This is a genomic window from Candidatus Sarcina troglodytae (assembly GCF_015708635.1).
Classification (GTDB): Bacteria; Bacillota; Clostridia; order Clostridiales; family Clostridiaceae; genus Sarcina; species Sarcina ventriculi.
Window position 1 is genome coordinate 268,540 of record NZ_CP051754.1, and the last position, 16,828, is coordinate 285,367.

The following is a 16,828-nucleotide window of genomic DNA, read 5'->3' on the forward strand; positions in this document are numbered from 1 at the left end:
TTTTTAAATGTTAAATAAAATTTAACATTTAAAAATATTAAATAAAAGTAAAAATTAAAAAGAGCTACAATCTTTTAAAAATTGTAACTCTTTTTATCAAAAAAAATTTGATTCAAAAATATCAATTATTTTATATTTGTAAGCTTTAACATTATATTTATGTTTCATAAAATAATTATATTTATCACTTGTTAATTATATCACTAAGTTGTGTTTTATGCAATATTATGTAATAATCAAGTGAAAAACGCCTAAAGAAAAACCTTAGGCATTTTATCAAATTATATTAATATTTTTAAATTTATTTTGTATTTTTACATTTGTTAATGTGCCATATTTCATTACAATATTGTTGGATTGTTCTATCACTTGAAAAATTTCCAGCATTACAAACATTTAAGAAACATTTTTTAGCCCATGCAAGCCTGTCTTTATAAGCTTCAAATACTTTATCCTCCGTATCTTTAAGGCTTCTAAAATCAGCTAATACAAAATATTGATCTCCTTCATTCATAAGAGAATTAAATAAATCTCTATAATCATTATTTAAATTATCTTTAAATGTCCCATCAACTAATGTGTTAATTACTCGTCTTAAATCTGGATTATTATTAAAGTAATCCCATGGATTATAGCAATGTCTTAAATTTTCGATATCATTTACTTTTAAACCAAAAATAAAGTTATTTTCTTCTCCACTTTCATTAACTATTTCAATATTAGCACCATCTAAAGTTCCAAAGGTTGGAGCTCCGTTTAGCATAAATTTCATATTACCAGTTCCTGATGCTTCTTTTCCAGCAGTTGAAATTTGTTTTGAAATATCAGCTGCTGGGCATAATTTTTCAGCATAAGATACGCTATAATTTTTAACAAATACAACTTTAATTTTTCCATTTATACTTTGGTCATTATTTATTAAATTAGCAATATCATTTGTAAATTTAACTATTGATTTAGCTCTTCTATATCCAGGGAATGCTTTAGCTCCAAATATAAACGTACATTTTGGAATATCAAGATTAGGATTTTCTTTTAATCTAAAATAAAGGTCTAAAATGTAAAGTGAGTTTAAAAATTGTCGTTTATATTCATGAAGTCTTTTTACTTGAATATCGAATAAAGAATTAGGGTCTATCTCTATCCCTTCATTTTCTTTTATAAACTGTGCTAGTTGTTTCTTTTTTGTAAGTTTGATTTGTAAGAATTTTTCTAAAACCTCATTATTATCAGCAAATTTTTTTAATTCACTTAGTTTATTTAAATCTTTAACCCAGTCCTCGTTTCCTAAAAGTTCTGTTATAAAATTAGATAATTCTTTATTGCACAATCTAAGCCAACGTCTTGGAGTAATACCATTTGTTTTATTTTGAAATTTTTCAGGATATAATTTGTACCAGTTATTTAATTCTGAATTTTTTAAGATGTCTGTGTGAAGCTTAGCAACACCATTTACTGCAAATCCAACACTAATAGCTAAATTTGCCATTCTAACTTGCCCATTAAAATTATTTACTATTGAAAATTCATTTATTTGGTGATCGTTATATCCTTTAGATTTTAACTCGCTTATAAATATGGAGTTAATTATATTTATTATTTCAAGTATTCTAGGGAAAAGACATCTAAATAGTTCAGCATCCCATTTCTCAAGAGCTTCTGCTAAAATAGTATGATTTGTATAAGCAAATGTTTTTTTGCAAATATTTAATGCTACATCAAATTCTAATTTCTCTTCATCTACTAGAATTCTTATAAGTTCTGGAATTCCAAGCACAGGATGGGTGTCGTTTAATTGTATTACATTAAAGTTTGAAAATTCTTCAGTAATAGCACTGTGTTGTTCTTTATATTTTCTAATTATATCTTTTAAAGAAGCACTAACTAATAAGTATTGTTGTCTAAGTCTTAATATTTTACCAGACCTTCCTGTATCATTTGGATATAGTACTCTTGAGATATTATCTGCTCGATTTTTTAAATCTAAAGCTTCTGAATATTGTTGTGAATTATAAAGATCAAAATTAAATTCCTCTAATGGCTCACATTTCCACAATCTTAGTGTGTTTATATTTTTGCTTTTATATCCTATTATAGGAGTGTCATAAGGAACAGCTTTAACTGTCATATCAGCAAACTCTACTATGGTGGATTCATCATCTCGTCTTATACTCCAAGGATCACCGTATTTTAGCCAACTATCTGCCTTTTCATTTTGGTAACCGTCTTTAAATTCTTGCTTGAAAAGACCATTACTATATCTTATTCCATATCCAGTTAATGGGATTTCAAGAGTTGCGCCAGAATCCATAAAACATGCAGCAAGCCTTCCTAAACCACCATTTCCAAGCCCTGCATCTTCCTCGATTTCTTCTACTGCATTTAGATTTAATCCTAGTTCATCAAAAATTTCTTTGATATCATTATAGATTCCAAGATTTATAAGATTATTTCCAAGAGCTCTGCCCATTAAAAATTCAGCTGAAAAGTAATAGGCGTTTTTAGTATTTTTGTATGTTTCATCTGTGTTATCCCACTCATCAATAATGTGTTCTAATAAAGTTAATGATAAGGCATTAAAAAGTTCAAAATCTTTAGCTGTATCTAATGTTCTACGATACTTGATTTTTAAATATTTTATTATACCAGATTTTATATTTTCTTTATTCAATGTGTTCATAATATTCACACCTTTCATGTAATTTTAAGGAGTTATATTTATTAATAGTTAAAGGTAAATATCTCTTAATATATTTTATATCAATTTCCTTTAATTTACAATTATTATTTATTTGATTATATAAAAATTATTTAAATTAAATTAATTATTAAATAATTTAAAAATAATTACTTTTTATTATTGGGTTATATAGCAATGAACTAGTTTATAGAAAAAAAGATAAAAATGTGCTATCATTGAAATAAAGATTTACTGTTAAATATTTAAAGATTTTAAATGATAGTTTTATAAAAAATAATAGTAATTTAGAAAATAAAACTATTAATAATATTTTATGTTTAAAATATTAGATTAAATAATTTTTAATAGGAGAGTTTAGATGAAGAGGGTAGACTTAATTTATAAAACTTTGTTGGATTTGCCCATAAATAAGGGGATAGATGCAAATACATTAGCATCTATGTTAAATATAAGTAGAGCTAATGTAAGCCATGTTTTAAATACTCTTTGTAAGGAAGGTAAAGTATCTAAATCAAATGGTAGACCAGTTTTATTTTATATTAACGAATCATTAAGTTCTTTAAAGAATAAAACTAACTTAGATAAGTTAGCTAATAATAATATAAGTTTAAAAGATGCAATAGAACATGCGAAGGCTTCAATTTTATATCCGCCAAATGGAATGAATTGTTTAATACTTGGAGAGACAGGTGTTGGAAAGTCAATGTTTGCTTATTTAATGCATGAGTATGCAATTGAAATGCAAGTTAAAAATATAGATTCTCCTTTTATAACATTTAATTGCGCTGATTATAGCAATAATCCTCAATTGTTAACGTCACAACTATTTGGAGTTAAAAAAGGAGCGTATACAGGTGCTGAAATAGATAAGATAGGTCTTATAGAGAAAGCTAATAATGGCATATTGTTTTTAGATGAAATACATAGGCTTCCACCAGAGGGACAAGAGGCGTTATTTACATTTTTAGATACAGGGCTTTTTAGGCGAGTTGGAGATCATGAAAATAGACAGTCTAATGCACTTATTATATCAGCTACCACAGAAAATCCAGATTCAACTCTGTTGAAAACATTTACCAGAAGGATACCAATGACCATTACAATACCAGCTTTGAAACAAAGAACCTTAGAGGAGAGGTTTTATCTGATTAAATCTTTTTTTAAAGCAGAAAGTATTAAAATAAAGAAAGATATATTTATATCAGTAAATGCTATGAGAGCTTTGTTATCTTATGATTGCCCTAACAATATCGGTCAACTTAAAAGTGATATACAGCTTATTTGTGCTAGGGCTTATTCAGAGTATTTAACACATTCACAAAAGGATATAAGAGTAGAAATAAAAAATACTCCAACTTACATAAAAGAGGGACTTTATAAGGAAAAAAATCATAGAGTTTTGTGGAATAGATTAATAGGGGAAGATATAGATTATATAAAAATTTCTAGTTTAGAAGAAGTGATAATAGAAAAATATAAAGATAATCATATATATGAAAATATAAAATATAAAGTTGATAGACTAAAGGCTGAAGATGTTGTAGATATAAATATGGATTATTTAGTAGACAAAGAAGTTATAACTCATTTTAGAAAAGATATAGAAGGTGTTTCAGAATATGATAATAGTAAAATGTTAGAGAACTTTATAGATGAGGATGTATTGGAGTTTATAAAGCATTTAATCCATTATATAAATAGCAAATTAGAAGAGAAGTTAAAACCTAATATGTGTATAGCTATGGCTTTGCATATAAACAATTTAATCCATAGAGTCAAAAATGATAAAATTATGGTAAATACTAATGTTTTAAATTTAGAAACAAAGTATAAAAAAGAATATGATATAGCTGTCGAAATTAAAGCTCGTATAGAGAAATATTTAAAAAAAGAAATTCCTTTAGGTGAGGTTGGATATTTATGTATATTTATTATAGAAGATGGGCAATTAAAATATAAACAAAATGATAAAGTTAAGGTAATTGTTATAGCACATGGTGATAGCACAGCATCATCAATTGTTGATGTTACTAATAGACTTTTAGGACAAAATTATACCATAGCTCTGGATTCACCAATTGACATTAAGCCATCATATATTTTAAATGAGCTAAAAAATATTATAAAAGAAAACCCATCTAAACAAGGTTACTTAATATTGGTTGATATGGGTTCGTTAGTGACATTTGGAGAAATAATAGAGAATGAATTTCACACACAGGTTAAAATTATATCTTTAGTATCAACATTACACGTTTTAGAGGCTACAAGGAAAGCTATGCTTGGTTATTCTTTAGAGGATGTTTACTCAAGTGTAAAAAGAGTTAATTATTATATAGGATAAGATATTATATGCTCTCTATATACTGTTATTTATTTGATTTAAAAATTGTTGTATAATAATTTAAATAAAAAGAATTAACAGTTTAAGAAAGGGGGGATATAAAATGTTATTAAGAGTAGTTTCATTTATCATACCGTTTGTTATGTTGTTTATAGGTTTTGAAATATGCAACTTAGATGATAATAATGTATTATTAGGAGTAAAATTTCCTAAAATTCAAGAAGTCCCAATTGCATTAAGGGAATATAAAAAACTGTTTAGGGCTTACCTTGTTATTTTTTGGGCAATCATAAATTCAATTATTATGGTTGTAAATATATCAGTTAGAGAAGGATATATTCCTCTTATGATAATATTAACAATTATTATAGATGGGATTATTATAATATTTGTCCATTACATAATAAATACTAAATTAAAAGCTTTAAAACATAGAGAAGGTTGGGAAAAATTAATCTATAACAACCCTACTTTTGTAGACAGGAAAAGTGGAGAAAGTCTAACAGTAGATGATTCTGATTATATTTTTGGAATATTTTACTTTAAACCTAAAGATTCATCTTTCTTAGTTGCAAAGAGAAATGGAAAGGGAATCAATATAAACTGGGGAAATATAATTGGAAAATGCATAGGTATAGCTATAATCGTAGCTATTATTGCTTGTGTAAGCTCAGTAGCGTATATATCTATTTCTTTAAATAATACTACAACACTTAATCTTGTGCTAGAAAATGAAAATGTAGTTATAAATGGAACTTATGGTGAATTGTTGCCTTATAAAGAAATGACGACTGTTGAATATTTAGATAAGATACCTAAAGTAGAAATGAATTTAGATGGTGTAAAATCAGGAAATAGCTATTTTGGGATTTATTATATTGAAGGAGTTGGAAGAGCTAAGCTTTATGTTGAGGATATAAATGAACCAGTAGTTAAAATATTAACTAACGGTTATTTACCTGTTTATATAAATTATCAAAAGTTAAGTTCTACACAATGGTTATATAATAGCGTGGGCTCAAGGCGTAATAATATTTATAAGACCTAAAAATGAGCGTATGTTTAGAAAAAATATAAGAGTTATAACATTAAATGTTATAACTCTTATTTTATGTGATTAAATATATCATTAGGCTATTTATTGATTTTAGTATACAGTTTTAGTTTGTTTAATAAGCATTAAAATAATTTTTTAGGGTTTAAAATATCTTTAGGGTCAAATGCTAGTTTTATACCTTTCATTAAATCTAAAGTTTCTTTAGATATAGATTTTTCAAGGTAACCCATTTTAGCATAACCTATACCATGTTCACCAGATACTTTTCCTGATAATTCATTGGATTTTTTATACATTTCATCCATAGCTGCGTTTAATTTTTGTTTCCATGCAGCATCATCTAATTCATCTTTTAGAATATATACATGTAAGTTACCGTCACCTGCATGTCCAAAACTTCTTATTCTGATTCCAATTGTTTTTTCAAGTTCATTAGTGAATTCAACGAATTCAGCAATTTTATTTCTAGGAACAACTACATCAACTTCATCCATATCAGTAGTAGAACCTTTTATAGCTTCTAGGAATGAACCTCTAGCTTGCCATATAGATGTTTGTCTTTCTTCAGTATCAGATATTAAAACATCTAAAGCACCACATTCTAAACAAATTTTTGCAACATGGTCATATGTAAGTTCGATTTCTTTTTTACTTCTACCATCAAATGTTAACAAAAGGTAAGAACCAGAAGCGTGGTCTGGGAATTTCTTTCCTAAGTATTGTTCAGAAGCTAATATTACTTCCTTTTCCATAAATTCAACAGCAGTAGGTATAACTTTAGCCTTTATTATTTGAGGTACAGTTTCTATTGCCATATGAAGATTTGGAAATGGTACAAGTAAGCTTAAAGATTTATCTGGAAGAGGTAAAAGTTTTAATGTAGCTTTTGTTACTATTCCTAAAGTACCTTCAGAACCAACAATTAAGTCCTTTAAAGAATATCCAGAACTATTTTTAACAACTTTACCACCGAAGTTTACAATTTCTCCATTAGGAAGAACAACTTCTAAACCACGAACATAATCTCTTGTAACTCCATATTTAACAGCTCTCATACCACCTGCGTTTGTGCTAATATTACCACCTATTGTAGCTGTTTTTTCACCTGGATCTGGTGGGTAGAATAACCCATTATCTTCAACATATTTAGCAATTTCCATAAGTAAAACACCAGGTTCTACTGTTAAAGTAAGGTTTTCTTCATCTAATTCTAAAATATTATTCATAAGAGTCATATCAATTACTATACCACCTAAAACAGGAACAGCAGCACCAACAAGACCAGTACCAGAACCTCTTGGAGTAACAGGAATTGAGTTTTCATAAGCATATTTCATTATTTGTGAAACTTCTTCTGCGCTTTTAACTTTTAAAACTACATCTGGCATCTTTTTAATTCCAGCAAGTTCATCATGGCTATATTCTTCACTTATATTTTCATTTATTAAAAATCTCTCTTCATCATTTGAAACAATACTTTTTAAACATTCAATATCTTTATTATCAATAGTTTTGTAGTTCATTTCTTATGCCTCCTTAGTTGCTTTTATATTTTCTATTAATTGAGGAATTATATCATATAAATCACCAACTATGCCGTAATTTGCAACTTTAAATATAGGTGCTTTTTCATCCATGTCTATTGAGAATATATAATCTGAATTATTCATTCCTGCTGTAAATTGAACTGCACCTGAAACACCACAAGTTATTATAAGTTTTGGTTTTACTGTTCTACCACTTAATCCAACTTGTCTTTTAGCATCAGCCCATCCATTTTCAATAAGTGGTCTAGTTACAGCAACTTCTCCACCTAAAAGATTTGCTAAAGATTCTATCATTGCCATATCTTTTTCATTTTTTACACCACGACCAGCAACAACTATTACATCAGCATCTTCTATATTTTTTTCTTTTATTTTCTTTTGAATTTTTAGAACATCAATTTTTGAAGATAATTTAGATTCATCTATTTGAGCAAAGTTTAACTTACCTGTTTCTTCTTCAGTTCTTTCAGGAGCGTTCATAACTTTATATCTTACAGTTGCAAGTTGAGGTCTTGAATTTGGAGTTACTATTTGAGCCATAATATTTCCACCAAAGGCAGGTCTTATTTGTACTAAATCAGTATTTTCTTTAATATCTAAAATTGTACAATCAGCAGTTAAACCAGTTCTAAATCTAGCAGCAATTCTAGGAGCTAAAGATCTACCAATTGTTGTAGCGCCAACAAGTAAAACAGCTGGTTTATTTTTATTTATGAAATCTTCACAAGCTGCTGTATAAGGTTCTATTCTAAAACTTTCTAATTGTTTGTAATCATAGATAAATACTTCATCAACTCCGTAATGTAAAAGTTCTTTAGCTTTATCACTTATATTGTATCCTACAAAAACAGCATAAACTTTTTGGTTAACTTTTTTAGCAAGTTCTCTAGCTTTACCTATAAGTTCAAAAGTTACGGGATGTATATTTCCATCAACATGGTCAACATATACTGATATACCGTTCCATAATGATTTATCTATTTTTACAACTTCTTCTTCAATAAATTCAACAGCACCGTTTCCTTTTCTAACGCACATTTTACACATTTTACATGCTGCATTTATTTCTAATTTTCCGTTATTATTTTCCATTGCTCCAAAAGGACATATTTTTATAACTTCATCTATGTTTGTGATTTTATCTTGATTTACTTTAAGCTTACCCATATCTTATTCACCCCTTAAATAAATTTTAATTCCTTTAATTTAGATGATATTTTATCAGCTAAATCATTAGTATTGCCTGTCCACATTTGTCTATCATTATTTACTTCAGGAGGGAAAATTCTTTCAACTTGAGTTGGAGAACCATTTAATCCATATTTTTTTTCATTTTTATCTTCAAGGTCGTTGAAAGAAATAATTCTTATTTCTTTATCTTTACTAGCGACTTTTTTCTTGTAAGATGGTAATCTTGGAACAAATATATCTTTTTCTACTGTTAAAAGACAAGGGAATTTAACTTCTGCAATTTCAACAGTATTTGGCATATCCATTTTTAATTGCATGCTATTTTCTTTAACATTTATTATATCAATAACATTTGCTATATGTGGTATACCTAAATATTCAGCCATTTCTGGACCAACTTGTGCAGTATCTCCATCTGTTGTTTGTTTACCACAAAGAATTAAATCAAAATCACCCATCTTTCTAACACCTTGTGATATAGTATAGCTAGTTGCTAAAACATCAGCACCACCAAATTTTCTGTCTGAAACTAGAGCACCATCATCAGCTCCCATGGAAAATGCTTCTTTTATAACATCCATGGCTTGTGGAGGTCCCATGCTTATAACCTTTATTGTACCTCCAACTTCTTCTCTGATTCTAAGAGCAGTTTCAAGAGCAAATAAATCGTAAGGATTCATTTTAGTATCTGCACTATCTCTTTTTAAAACTCCTGTAACAGGATCAACTTCAACTTTTGATGTTCCTGGAACTTGTTTAATACAAACTAAAATATTCATATTTATCTTCCTTTCGTGATATATTTTTTAGCTAAACTTTATATACAGCTATAACAATTTTTTTGTTTTAAACAGATATTGCTATATAATAAAAGATATTAATTAAACAAAATGTACAAATATCTTATTTGTGTTTTTTTAGATGTAGCGACAGTTTTTAAAGTCAATATACTTTTAAATATACATCAATAAAAGTATTAAAACGGGCACATTCGATATTGGTATGACCAATAACTGACTTAATTTTAAGACTATTTTTTATTAATTTCAACAATAGTTAAAAAAATAACTAATAGGAAAAATGCCATTTGAATTGCTTATTAATTAAAAATTCAGAATAAAAAAATAACTTGTTGATGTTAAAAAAATCTATATTTTTAGGGATAAAAAGCCATAAAATAGAATTTATTTCTAGCATAAAAATACATTAAAAATTTTTATTTATAAATAAAAATACATTAAAAAATTTTATATAAAAAAATATTAATTTTTTTTATTAGGGGAAAATATTTAATAATTGCAATTTAATAGTTAAAAAAATAACAAAATATATTTAATTTTTATTACTATATATTATTAATTTATATTGAATAAGCATAGAAATAATAGTATACTAATAAAGGTCTTACCAATTTTGGTCATACCAATAATAAGATATATTAATGGTTTTTAAAATAATCATTAAATTTATTAAGAGAGAGGGTAGCTAGATATGAGTAAAATAAAAGTTCCTTATCACAAAAGTATGATAGATATTGAAATTAATGATAAAAATTTAGTAGGTGTTTTAAGATCTAAAGCAGATACATATAAAGTAGACATGAGCCAAGAGGAAATAGTTGAAAGAGCTTTAGATAATCCTATAGGTAGTAAATCTTTAGAAGAATTAGTTAAAGATAAGAATAATATGGTAATAATAACAAGTGACCATACAAGACCTGTACCTAGTAAGATAACGCTTCCTATAATTTTAAGAAGAATAAGAAAAGCAAATCCTAATATAGATATAAAAATTCTTATAGCTACAGGATTTCATAGACCAACAACAAGAGAAGAAATGATAAATAAATTTGGTCGTGAAATAGTAGAGAGTGAAACAATAATAAATCATGTATCAACAGATGATTCTAGTTTAGTTCATGTGGGAACACTTCCATCTGGTGGTGACCTTATATTAAATAAACTTGCAATAGAGGCTGAACTTTTAATAGCAGAAGGATTTATTGAATCTCATTTCTTTGCAGGATTTTCAGGTGGTAGAAAAAGTGTGCTTCCTGGAATTGCATCAGCAAAAACTATAATGGCAAACCATTGTAGTGAATTTATTGCAAGTCCAAATGCAAGAACAGGAATTCTTAAAAATAATCCAGTACATAAAGATATGTTATATGCTGCACAGAAAGCAAAATTAGCTTTTATATTAAATGTTGTAATAGATGGTGAAAAAAATATTATAAATGCTTTTGCAGGTGATAGTGCTGAAGCTCATTTAACAGGTTGTGAATTTGTTTTAGATATTGCAAAGGTTGATAAAAAATTATCTGATATAGCAGTTGTAACAAATGGAGGTTATCCTTTAGACCAAAATATATATCAAGCGGTAAAAGGAATGACAGCAGCAGAAGCTACTTGTAAAGAAGGTGGAGTTATAATAATGATTGCAGCTTGTAATGATGGGCATGGTGGTCAATCTTTTTATGACAATGTAGCTGGAGTAAAAACTCCTAGAGAACTTTTAGAAAGAATAGCAAAAGTACCAAGAAATGAAACTGTTCCAGATCAATGGGAATTCCAAATACTATCAAGAATTTTAGATAAATATACAGTATTTATTGTAAGTGATATGTGTGATCCAGAAATGATAAAGAATATGCATATGAATCATGCTTACACATTTAATGAAGCTTTAGAAAAAGCTTATGAAATAAAAGGAAAAAATTCAAAAGTAGTTGTTATTCCAGATGGAGTATCAGTTATAGTTAGATAAATATAAATTGTGAATAAAATATTAAATATTAAAAAATTTTTAATTTGTTATAAAAATGTAACTATTAACATTTGTAATAAATATAAAATAGATATTATAATTAGACACTCTATGTTATTTTTATATATAGAGTGTTTTATTTTGTAAAGATTAAAGATTTAAGTGTGTAAAAATAATTAATATATTTAGGTATATAAATGGGTATATATATTTAATTTTAAAAATATTTTATAAAAATCTATAATATGGGAGAAAAATATGGGGTTATTAAAAAGAATAAGAGAAAATAAATCAATTATAAAATTTGCTATAGTGGGGGTTGCTAATACTTTAGTTGATTTTTTTGTATTTATTATTTTTATTAATGTTTTTTGTTTAAATGATTTGGTTGCTCAAACAATATCATATGGTTGTGGTGTGTTAAATAGCTTTTTTATGAATAAGTTTTGGACTTTTAAAGAGCATAAGACAACAGAAAGTTTTATAAATCAATTTGGAAAATTTATTTTAACTAATGGAATATCTTTAACTGTATCATTAATTGGATTAAATTTGTTAAACTCTATTATAGGCATAAATGTTTACATATCTAAAGTTATGGTAACATTATTTTTGCAAATATTTAATTATATAGTTTATAAATTTATTGTTTTTAAATATGATAAATCAGAATATGGTACTGTCAAATAGGAGATTAATATGGATTTAAAGAAAGAGATACACAAATATATAGAGTTTATAAAATTCAATATGGTTGGAATTGCTAACTTTATAGTTGATTTTATAATATTTATTATTTTAATTAATGTGTTTCATGTAAATACTATAATTGCTCAAGGGGCATCTATTACGGCAGGAGGTTTTAATAATTTTATTGTAAATAAAGTATGGACATTTAAAAAAACTAAATCATCAAGACAAGAATTAGTAATAGAATTTATACATTTTCTTATAAGTGATGCTATTTGTACATTAGTATCTATGGGAGGTGTATATCTTCTTAATAATATTATAGGAATAAATGTATACATAGTAAAATTTCTATTAGGCACTTCTGTTCAATTATTTAATTTTGCTTTTTATAAATTTATTGTGTTTAGAAATAAAAAGCCTCAAGCTAAATAACCTCTAAGAAAATAATGTAAATATAGAGTTTAATGTATTTAATTAGTGAATATTATTAATGTATTTAAATAATTAATAGCGTAGTTGATATAATTTAAAAATTAACTTATAATATCATTAATTATGACGTTTATATGATATGATTTAGTGGAGGGGACTAGAAATGAATGAATTTTTAAATGATGAGGCTAACAGATGTCTACAATGTAAAAATGCAAGATGTCAAAAAGGTTGTCCTATAAATACACCAATACCTGAAATTATAAAATTATTTAAAGAAGATAAAATAAAAGAGGCTGGAGAAATTTTATTCAATAATAATCCTTTAAGTGCTATATGTTCAATTGTTTGTCCAGTAGAAAATCAATGTCAAAAGGATTGTGTAAGAGGAATAAAGGGAAATTCAGTCGAATTTAATAAAATAGAAGAGTATATTTCAAATAAATTTTTAGAAGAAGTTAGCTTAAATCAACAGGCTAGATTAGATACTAGGGTAGCAATTATAGGTTCTGGACCAGCTGGAATAACTATAGCTCTTATTTTAGCTAGAAAGGGATATAAGGTTACTATATTTGAGTCGCATAGTAAAATGGGTGGAGTTTTAAGATATGGAATTCCGGAATTTAGGCTTTCTAAGGGCGTATTGGATAGATTAGAAAAAGAACTTATAAGTTTAAATGTTAAAATAAGACCTAATACTTTAATAGGGCCAGTTTTAACTTTAGATAAACTTAGAGAAGATGGATATAAAGCAATATTTGTCGGTACAGGAGTTTGGAATCCAAAAGCTTTAGGGGTAAAGGGTGAAAGTTTAGGTCATGTTAATTATGCAATAAATTACTTAAAAGACCCTAGTGTTTATAGGCTTGGAGACAAAGTTTGTATAATAGGTGCTGGAAATGTTGCTATGGATGCTGCAAGAACAGCTAAAAGAAATGGTGCAAAAGAAGTAACGGTTCTTTATAGAAAAGGCTTTGAAGATATGCCAGCTACAAGGCTTGAAATAAATGAAGCTAAAGAAGACGGAGTAAGATTTGAACTATTTAAAGCACCGCTTGAAATATTAGATGAAGGTGTTAAATATATAGAAACTGAAAGAATAGTAACTGAAAGTGGAAGAGTAAGCACTAGAAATTTAGAAGGAACTGAGAGTATATTTGAATGTGATTCAGTTATAATAGCTGTAAGTCAATCACCTAAGGATAATATAGTATCAAGTACTAAAGGATTAAATATTGATAGGTATGGACTTATTGTTGTAGATGAATTAGGTCATACTACCAAAAAAGGAGTTTTTGCGTCAGGGGATGTTGTTACAGGTGCAAAAACAGTAGTTGCTGCTGTTGCACATGCAAAAGTAGTTGCTGAAACTATGGATAAATTTTGTGAAGATTTAATATAGTATTTATATTTTAAGAGAGGTCGTGAGGATAAATTTTATTTAACTCATGACTTTTTTATTAATTTTAATGAATGGGGTGAAATATTGGTGAGTTATTATAAATTATCTCACTTTTAATAATAATGAATGAAGTAGATGATAGAAAATTTAATGATAATTTGTATTATGATATAGATTGCCCGATACAAGTTTTAGGAACTGTATTGGGGAAAAAGTGGGTTGGAAAAATAATATGGAATATTAAAAATGATAAAAAAAGATTTGGAGAACTTCAAAGACTATTAAAAGGATGTAGTAAAAAAGTTTTATCACAACAATTAGAAATGCTTATAAGTTATGAGATAGTTATAAATGAAAGATGTAAAAGTGGAAATTCTGTGGAATCTTTTTATTATTTAAGTGAAAAAGGTAAAGAACTTGTTCCTATAATTGCAATGATGATAGAATGGGGAAAAGATATTATGAAATGTAATAAATAGATTTTATTTTTAAGTAAAGTGTGAGAGGTTACTAAGAAGTTACTAATTGTTTAAAATCAATAAAAATAGTATAGTAATTACGTAAAAAGCAAATTAAATAAATTAATTATTTAGGATATAAATTAAATTTAATCATAAACTAATAAAGCGAAGTTTTATTTTAAATAATTTTATTAAATTTTAGGAGGATTTAAAATGGCAAAAATATTAAATAGTAACGATTTTGATAAAGAGGTAGCAGAAGGAGTAGTTGTTGTAGACTTTTTTGCAACATGGTGTGGCCCTTGTAAAATGTTAACTCCAGTATTTGAGGAGTTATCAGTTGAATTAAATGGAAAAGCTAAATTTGTAAAGGTTGATATAGATGAGAGTTCTGAAATAGCTTCAAGATTCCAAGTTGTAAATGTTCCAACTCTTAAGGTGTTCAAGGATGGGAAGGTCGTTAAAACTTTAGTAGGATTTAGACCAAAAGAAGCTTTATTAAGTGAACTTTCAGATTTAATATAACTGATAGTATACTAAAGAAAAATGGTTGTTTAAAGTGGAAACTCCTTTAGACGACCATTTTTTATGTAACATTTACTAAAATAAATATTGATTATATTAACTCAATTGGATATAAAGGACAGGAAAGAGCAGCTTATGAGGAGAAAGATATGGATTTTATAAAGGTTCATTATAATAAATTTTAAAATTAATAATATAAAAAATAGATTCTAGCTAAATTGAGATAGAATCTATTTTTTATTATTAATGATTATGTTCTTGGACTTGCACGATAAATGGTTTTTTATTAAATATAATCCAAAATACTAGAGCTATTAGTGCGATTAGTGTATATAAGAAACCAATAGCTACGATTTTATTTCCTACATTAAAGGTTATAATTATCATACCAATACATCCCATAATAGTGTTGCCAAAACTTATTAATGATGAAGCAGAACCTATATTAGTATCTTGTTGAGCTAATATAAGATGAGTGCTAGGTGGTCTTAGCATATTTCCGCAAGCCATTGCAGGTATAAGGCATAAAGCAAATGCAATAGGAGAACTTGGGCCTATTAGAATTAGTGCAATACCACTTAAAATAATGACAACAAAATCAAATAGTATAATTTTTTTGCTAGTGAAATGTTTAGCAAGACGAACGTAAGCCATTGGACCTATAATTAGAAATATTGCTGTACAAGCATAGAAATAGCTATATACTTGGTCAGATAACTTAAATCCATCAATATATATGTAAGATGAAGTTGTTATGTATGCCATTAAAGGTAGTGTAGTTATTGCAAAAGTGAATAGTAAAACTGCAAAGCCAGGATTTTTAGCTACAACTCTAATATTATCTAAAACTTTTAATAGACTTCCTGTATTATAATTTTTTAATGTTTCTTGTAAAAGTAAGGAGCCTATTATAGATATAAAACTTACTATTGTAAGTATCCAAAATATACCTTTCCATGATGTAAAGGCAAGTATGAAAGCACCTATTACTGGAGAAACAACAGGAGATGTCATAGCTATTGATTGAACAATTGCAAGCATTGAAACTAGTTTTTTACCAGTATAAACATCTTTCATCATAGCTGTTGCAACAGATACAGCAGAACCACTACCTATTGCCTGTATTACTCTAAAGCAAATAAGAAGAGGTATATTGTTAGCGTTGGCACATAAAAGACTACCCACACAATAAATAATCATTCCTATTGTTAATATTTTTTTTCTTCCAAATTTATCACTTAAAGGCCCCCAAAAAAGCATACCCAGTGCATAAAATATAAAGAAAAATGTTATTGTTAAATTTAAAATTGCTTCGCTAGTATGAAATGTATTTACCATTTTGGGCAAAGCTGGCAAATATAAATCAGTAGATAGTGGAACGAAAGCGCTTAAAAAGCCTATAAAAATTACAAATCCTAAGGTTCCCAAATATTTTTGATTTGGTTTGTTGTTTTCATTTAATTCCATAAATTTATCCTTTCATTTATTTTATTTTAAAATTACAATATATGATTATAAATGTAAAATTAATATTAATTGCATGACTAAAAAATAATATAGTGTTTATAAGTGAACATATATATTATTAATTAAATATTTAAATTTTGCAATAGAATATTATAACAATATTTAATAATTAATTATTTATAAAAAATAAGTTGAATTATTAAAAATTTTTATAGTATTATCTTTTACTATACAAATTTATA

At 26.8% G+C, this 16,828-nt stretch carries 13 protein-coding genes; 8 read left to right on the forward strand and 5 right to left on the reverse strand.

Going from position 1 to position 16,828, the window contains the following annotated elements:
• Positions 1-301: 301 nt before the first annotated feature.
• Positions 302-2,671, reverse strand: a complete 2,370-nt coding sequence (locus HH195_RS01200) for a glycogen/starch/alpha-glucan phosphorylase (RefSeq protein WP_196371869.1) — start codon at positions 2,669-2,671, stop codon at positions 302-304.
• 388 nt (positions 2,672-3,059) lie between these two features.
• Here HH195_RS01200 and HH195_RS01205 point away from each other — a divergent pair, with 388 nt between their 5' ends.
• Together HH195_RS01205 and HH195_RS01210 are read left to right on the forward strand one after the other, a co-directional pair.
• On the forward strand, positions 3,060-5,045 hold the full coding sequence (locus HH195_RS01205; RefSeq protein WP_196371281.1) for a sigma-54-dependent transcriptional regulator: 1,986 nt from the start codon (positions 3,060-3,062) through the stop codon (positions 5,043-5,045).
• A 103-nt stretch (positions 5,046-5,148) separates the two neighbouring features.
• On the forward strand, positions 5,149-6,093 hold the full coding sequence (locus tag HH195_RS01210) for a PH domain-containing protein (RefSeq protein WP_196371282.1): 945 nt from the start codon (positions 5,149-5,151) through the stop codon (positions 6,091-6,093).
• Positions 6,094-6,224: 131 nt separating this feature from the next.
• Here the strand turns inward: HH195_RS01210 and HH195_RS01215 are convergent, their stop codons facing one another.
• Genes HH195_RS01215 through HH195_RS01225 form a run of 3 tightly spaced genes read right to left on the reverse strand, consistent with a single transcriptional unit; the run spans position 6,225 to position 9,619 of the window.
• Positions 6,225-7,625, reverse strand: a complete 1,401-nt coding sequence (locus HH195_RS01215; RefSeq protein WP_196371283.1) for an FAD-binding oxidoreductase — start codon at positions 7,623-7,625, stop codon at positions 6,225-6,227.
• A gap of 3 nt (positions 7,626-7,628) precedes the next feature.
• Complete coding sequence (locus tag HH195_RS01220; protein ID WP_196371284.1) at positions 7,629-8,816, reverse strand: electron transfer flavoprotein subunit alpha/FixB family protein; 1,188 nt, start codon at positions 8,814-8,816, stop codon at positions 7,629-7,631.
• 14 nt (positions 8,817-8,830) lie between these two features.
• Positions 8,831-9,619, reverse strand: coding sequence for an electron transfer flavoprotein subunit beta/FixA family protein (locus HH195_RS01225; protein WP_055259746.1), 789 nt, complete (start codon positions 9,617-9,619; stop codon positions 8,831-8,833).
• Between the two features lie 712 nt (positions 9,620-10,331).
• Between HH195_RS01225 and larA the strand changes: the two genes are divergently transcribed.
• The 6 genes from larA to trxA all read left to right on the forward strand — a co-directional run bounded on the left by larA (position 10,332) and on the right by trxA (position 15,119).
• A complete protein-coding gene (gene larA, locus HH195_RS01230; RefSeq protein WP_196371285.1) occupies positions 10,332-11,606 on the forward strand; it encodes a nickel-dependent lactate racemase in 1,275 nt (424 codons plus the stop codon).
• 258 nt (positions 11,607-11,864) lie between these two features.
• Complete coding sequence (locus tag HH195_RS01235) at positions 11,865-12,296, forward strand: GtrA family protein (RefSeq protein WP_196371286.1); 432 nt, start codon at positions 11,865-11,867, stop codon at positions 12,294-12,296.
• A gap of 9 nt (positions 12,297-12,305) precedes the next feature.
• Entirely contained in the window at positions 12,306-12,731 is a 426-nt protein-coding gene (locus tag HH195_RS01240; RefSeq protein WP_055259740.1) for a GtrA family protein, read from the forward strand.
• Positions 12,732-12,894: 163 nt separating this feature from the next.
• A complete protein-coding gene (locus tag HH195_RS01245; protein ID WP_196371287.1) occupies positions 12,895-14,133 on the forward strand; it encodes an NAD(P)-dependent oxidoreductase in 1,239 nt (412 codons plus the stop codon).
• A 122-nt stretch (positions 14,134-14,255) separates the two neighbouring features.
• Positions 14,256-14,612: a winged helix-turn-helix transcriptional regulator gene (locus HH195_RS01250; RefSeq protein WP_058992335.1), complete on the forward strand. Its 357-nt coding sequence runs from the start codon at positions 14,256-14,258 to the stop codon at positions 14,610-14,612.
• Between the two features lie 195 nt (positions 14,613-14,807).
• Entirely contained in the window at positions 14,808-15,119 is a 312-nt protein-coding gene (gene trxA / locus HH195_RS01255) for a thioredoxin (protein ID WP_055259734.1), read from the forward strand.
• Between the two features lie 243 nt (positions 15,120-15,362).
• Here trxA and HH195_RS01260 read toward each other — a convergent pair whose 3' ends face one another.
• A complete protein-coding gene (locus HH195_RS01260) occupies positions 15,363-16,586 on the reverse strand; it encodes a multidrug effflux MFS transporter (RefSeq protein ID WP_196371288.1) in 1,224 nt (407 codons plus the stop codon).
• Positions 16,587-16,828 lie beyond the last annotated feature (242 nt).

What these genes read in the sequence shown, in the direction of transcription:
- HH195_RS01205 (WP_196371281.1), top strand. Translation starts at nt 3,060, where the DNA reads ATGAAGAGGGTAGACTTAATTTATAAAACTTTGTTGGATTTGCCCATA.
- HH195_RS01210 (WP_196371282.1), top strand. Translation starts at nt 5,149, where the DNA reads ATGTTATTAAGAGTAGTTTCATTTATCATACCGTTTGTTATGTTGTTT.
- HH195_RS01215 (WP_196371283.1), bottom strand. Translation starts at nt 7,625, where the DNA reads ATGAACTACAAAACTATTGATAATAAAGATATTGAATGTTTAAAAAGT.
- HH195_RS01220 (WP_196371284.1), bottom strand. Translation starts at nt 8,816, where the DNA reads ATGGGTAAGCTTAAAGTAAATCAAGATAAAATCACAAACATAGATGAA.
- HH195_RS01225 (WP_055259746.1), bottom strand. Translation starts at nt 9,619, where the DNA reads ATGAATATTTTAGTTTGTATTAAACAAGTTCCAGGAACATCAAAAGTT.
- larA (WP_196371285.1), top strand. Translation starts at nt 10,332, where the DNA reads ATGAGTAAAATAAAAGTTCCTTATCACAAAAGTATGATAGATATTGAA.
- HH195_RS01235 (WP_196371286.1), top strand. Translation starts at nt 11,865, where the DNA reads ATGGGGTTATTAAAAAGAATAAGAGAAAATAAATCAATTATAAAATTT.
- HH195_RS01240 (WP_055259740.1), top strand. Translation starts at nt 12,306, where the DNA reads ATGGATTTAAAGAAAGAGATACACAAATATATAGAGTTTATAAAATTC.
- HH195_RS01245 (WP_196371287.1), top strand. Translation starts at nt 12,895, where the DNA reads ATGAATGAATTTTTAAATGATGAGGCTAACAGATGTCTACAATGTAAA.
- HH195_RS01250 (WP_058992335.1), top strand. Translation starts at nt 14,256, where the DNA reads ATGAATGAAGTAGATGATAGAAAATTTAATGATAATTTGTATTATGAT.
- trxA (WP_055259734.1), top strand. Translation starts at nt 14,808, where the DNA reads ATGGCAAAAATATTAAATAGTAACGATTTTGATAAAGAGGTAGCAGAA.
- HH195_RS01260 (WP_196371288.1), bottom strand. Translation starts at nt 16,586, where the DNA reads ATGGAATTAAATGAAAACAACAAACCAAATCAAAAATATTTGGGAACC.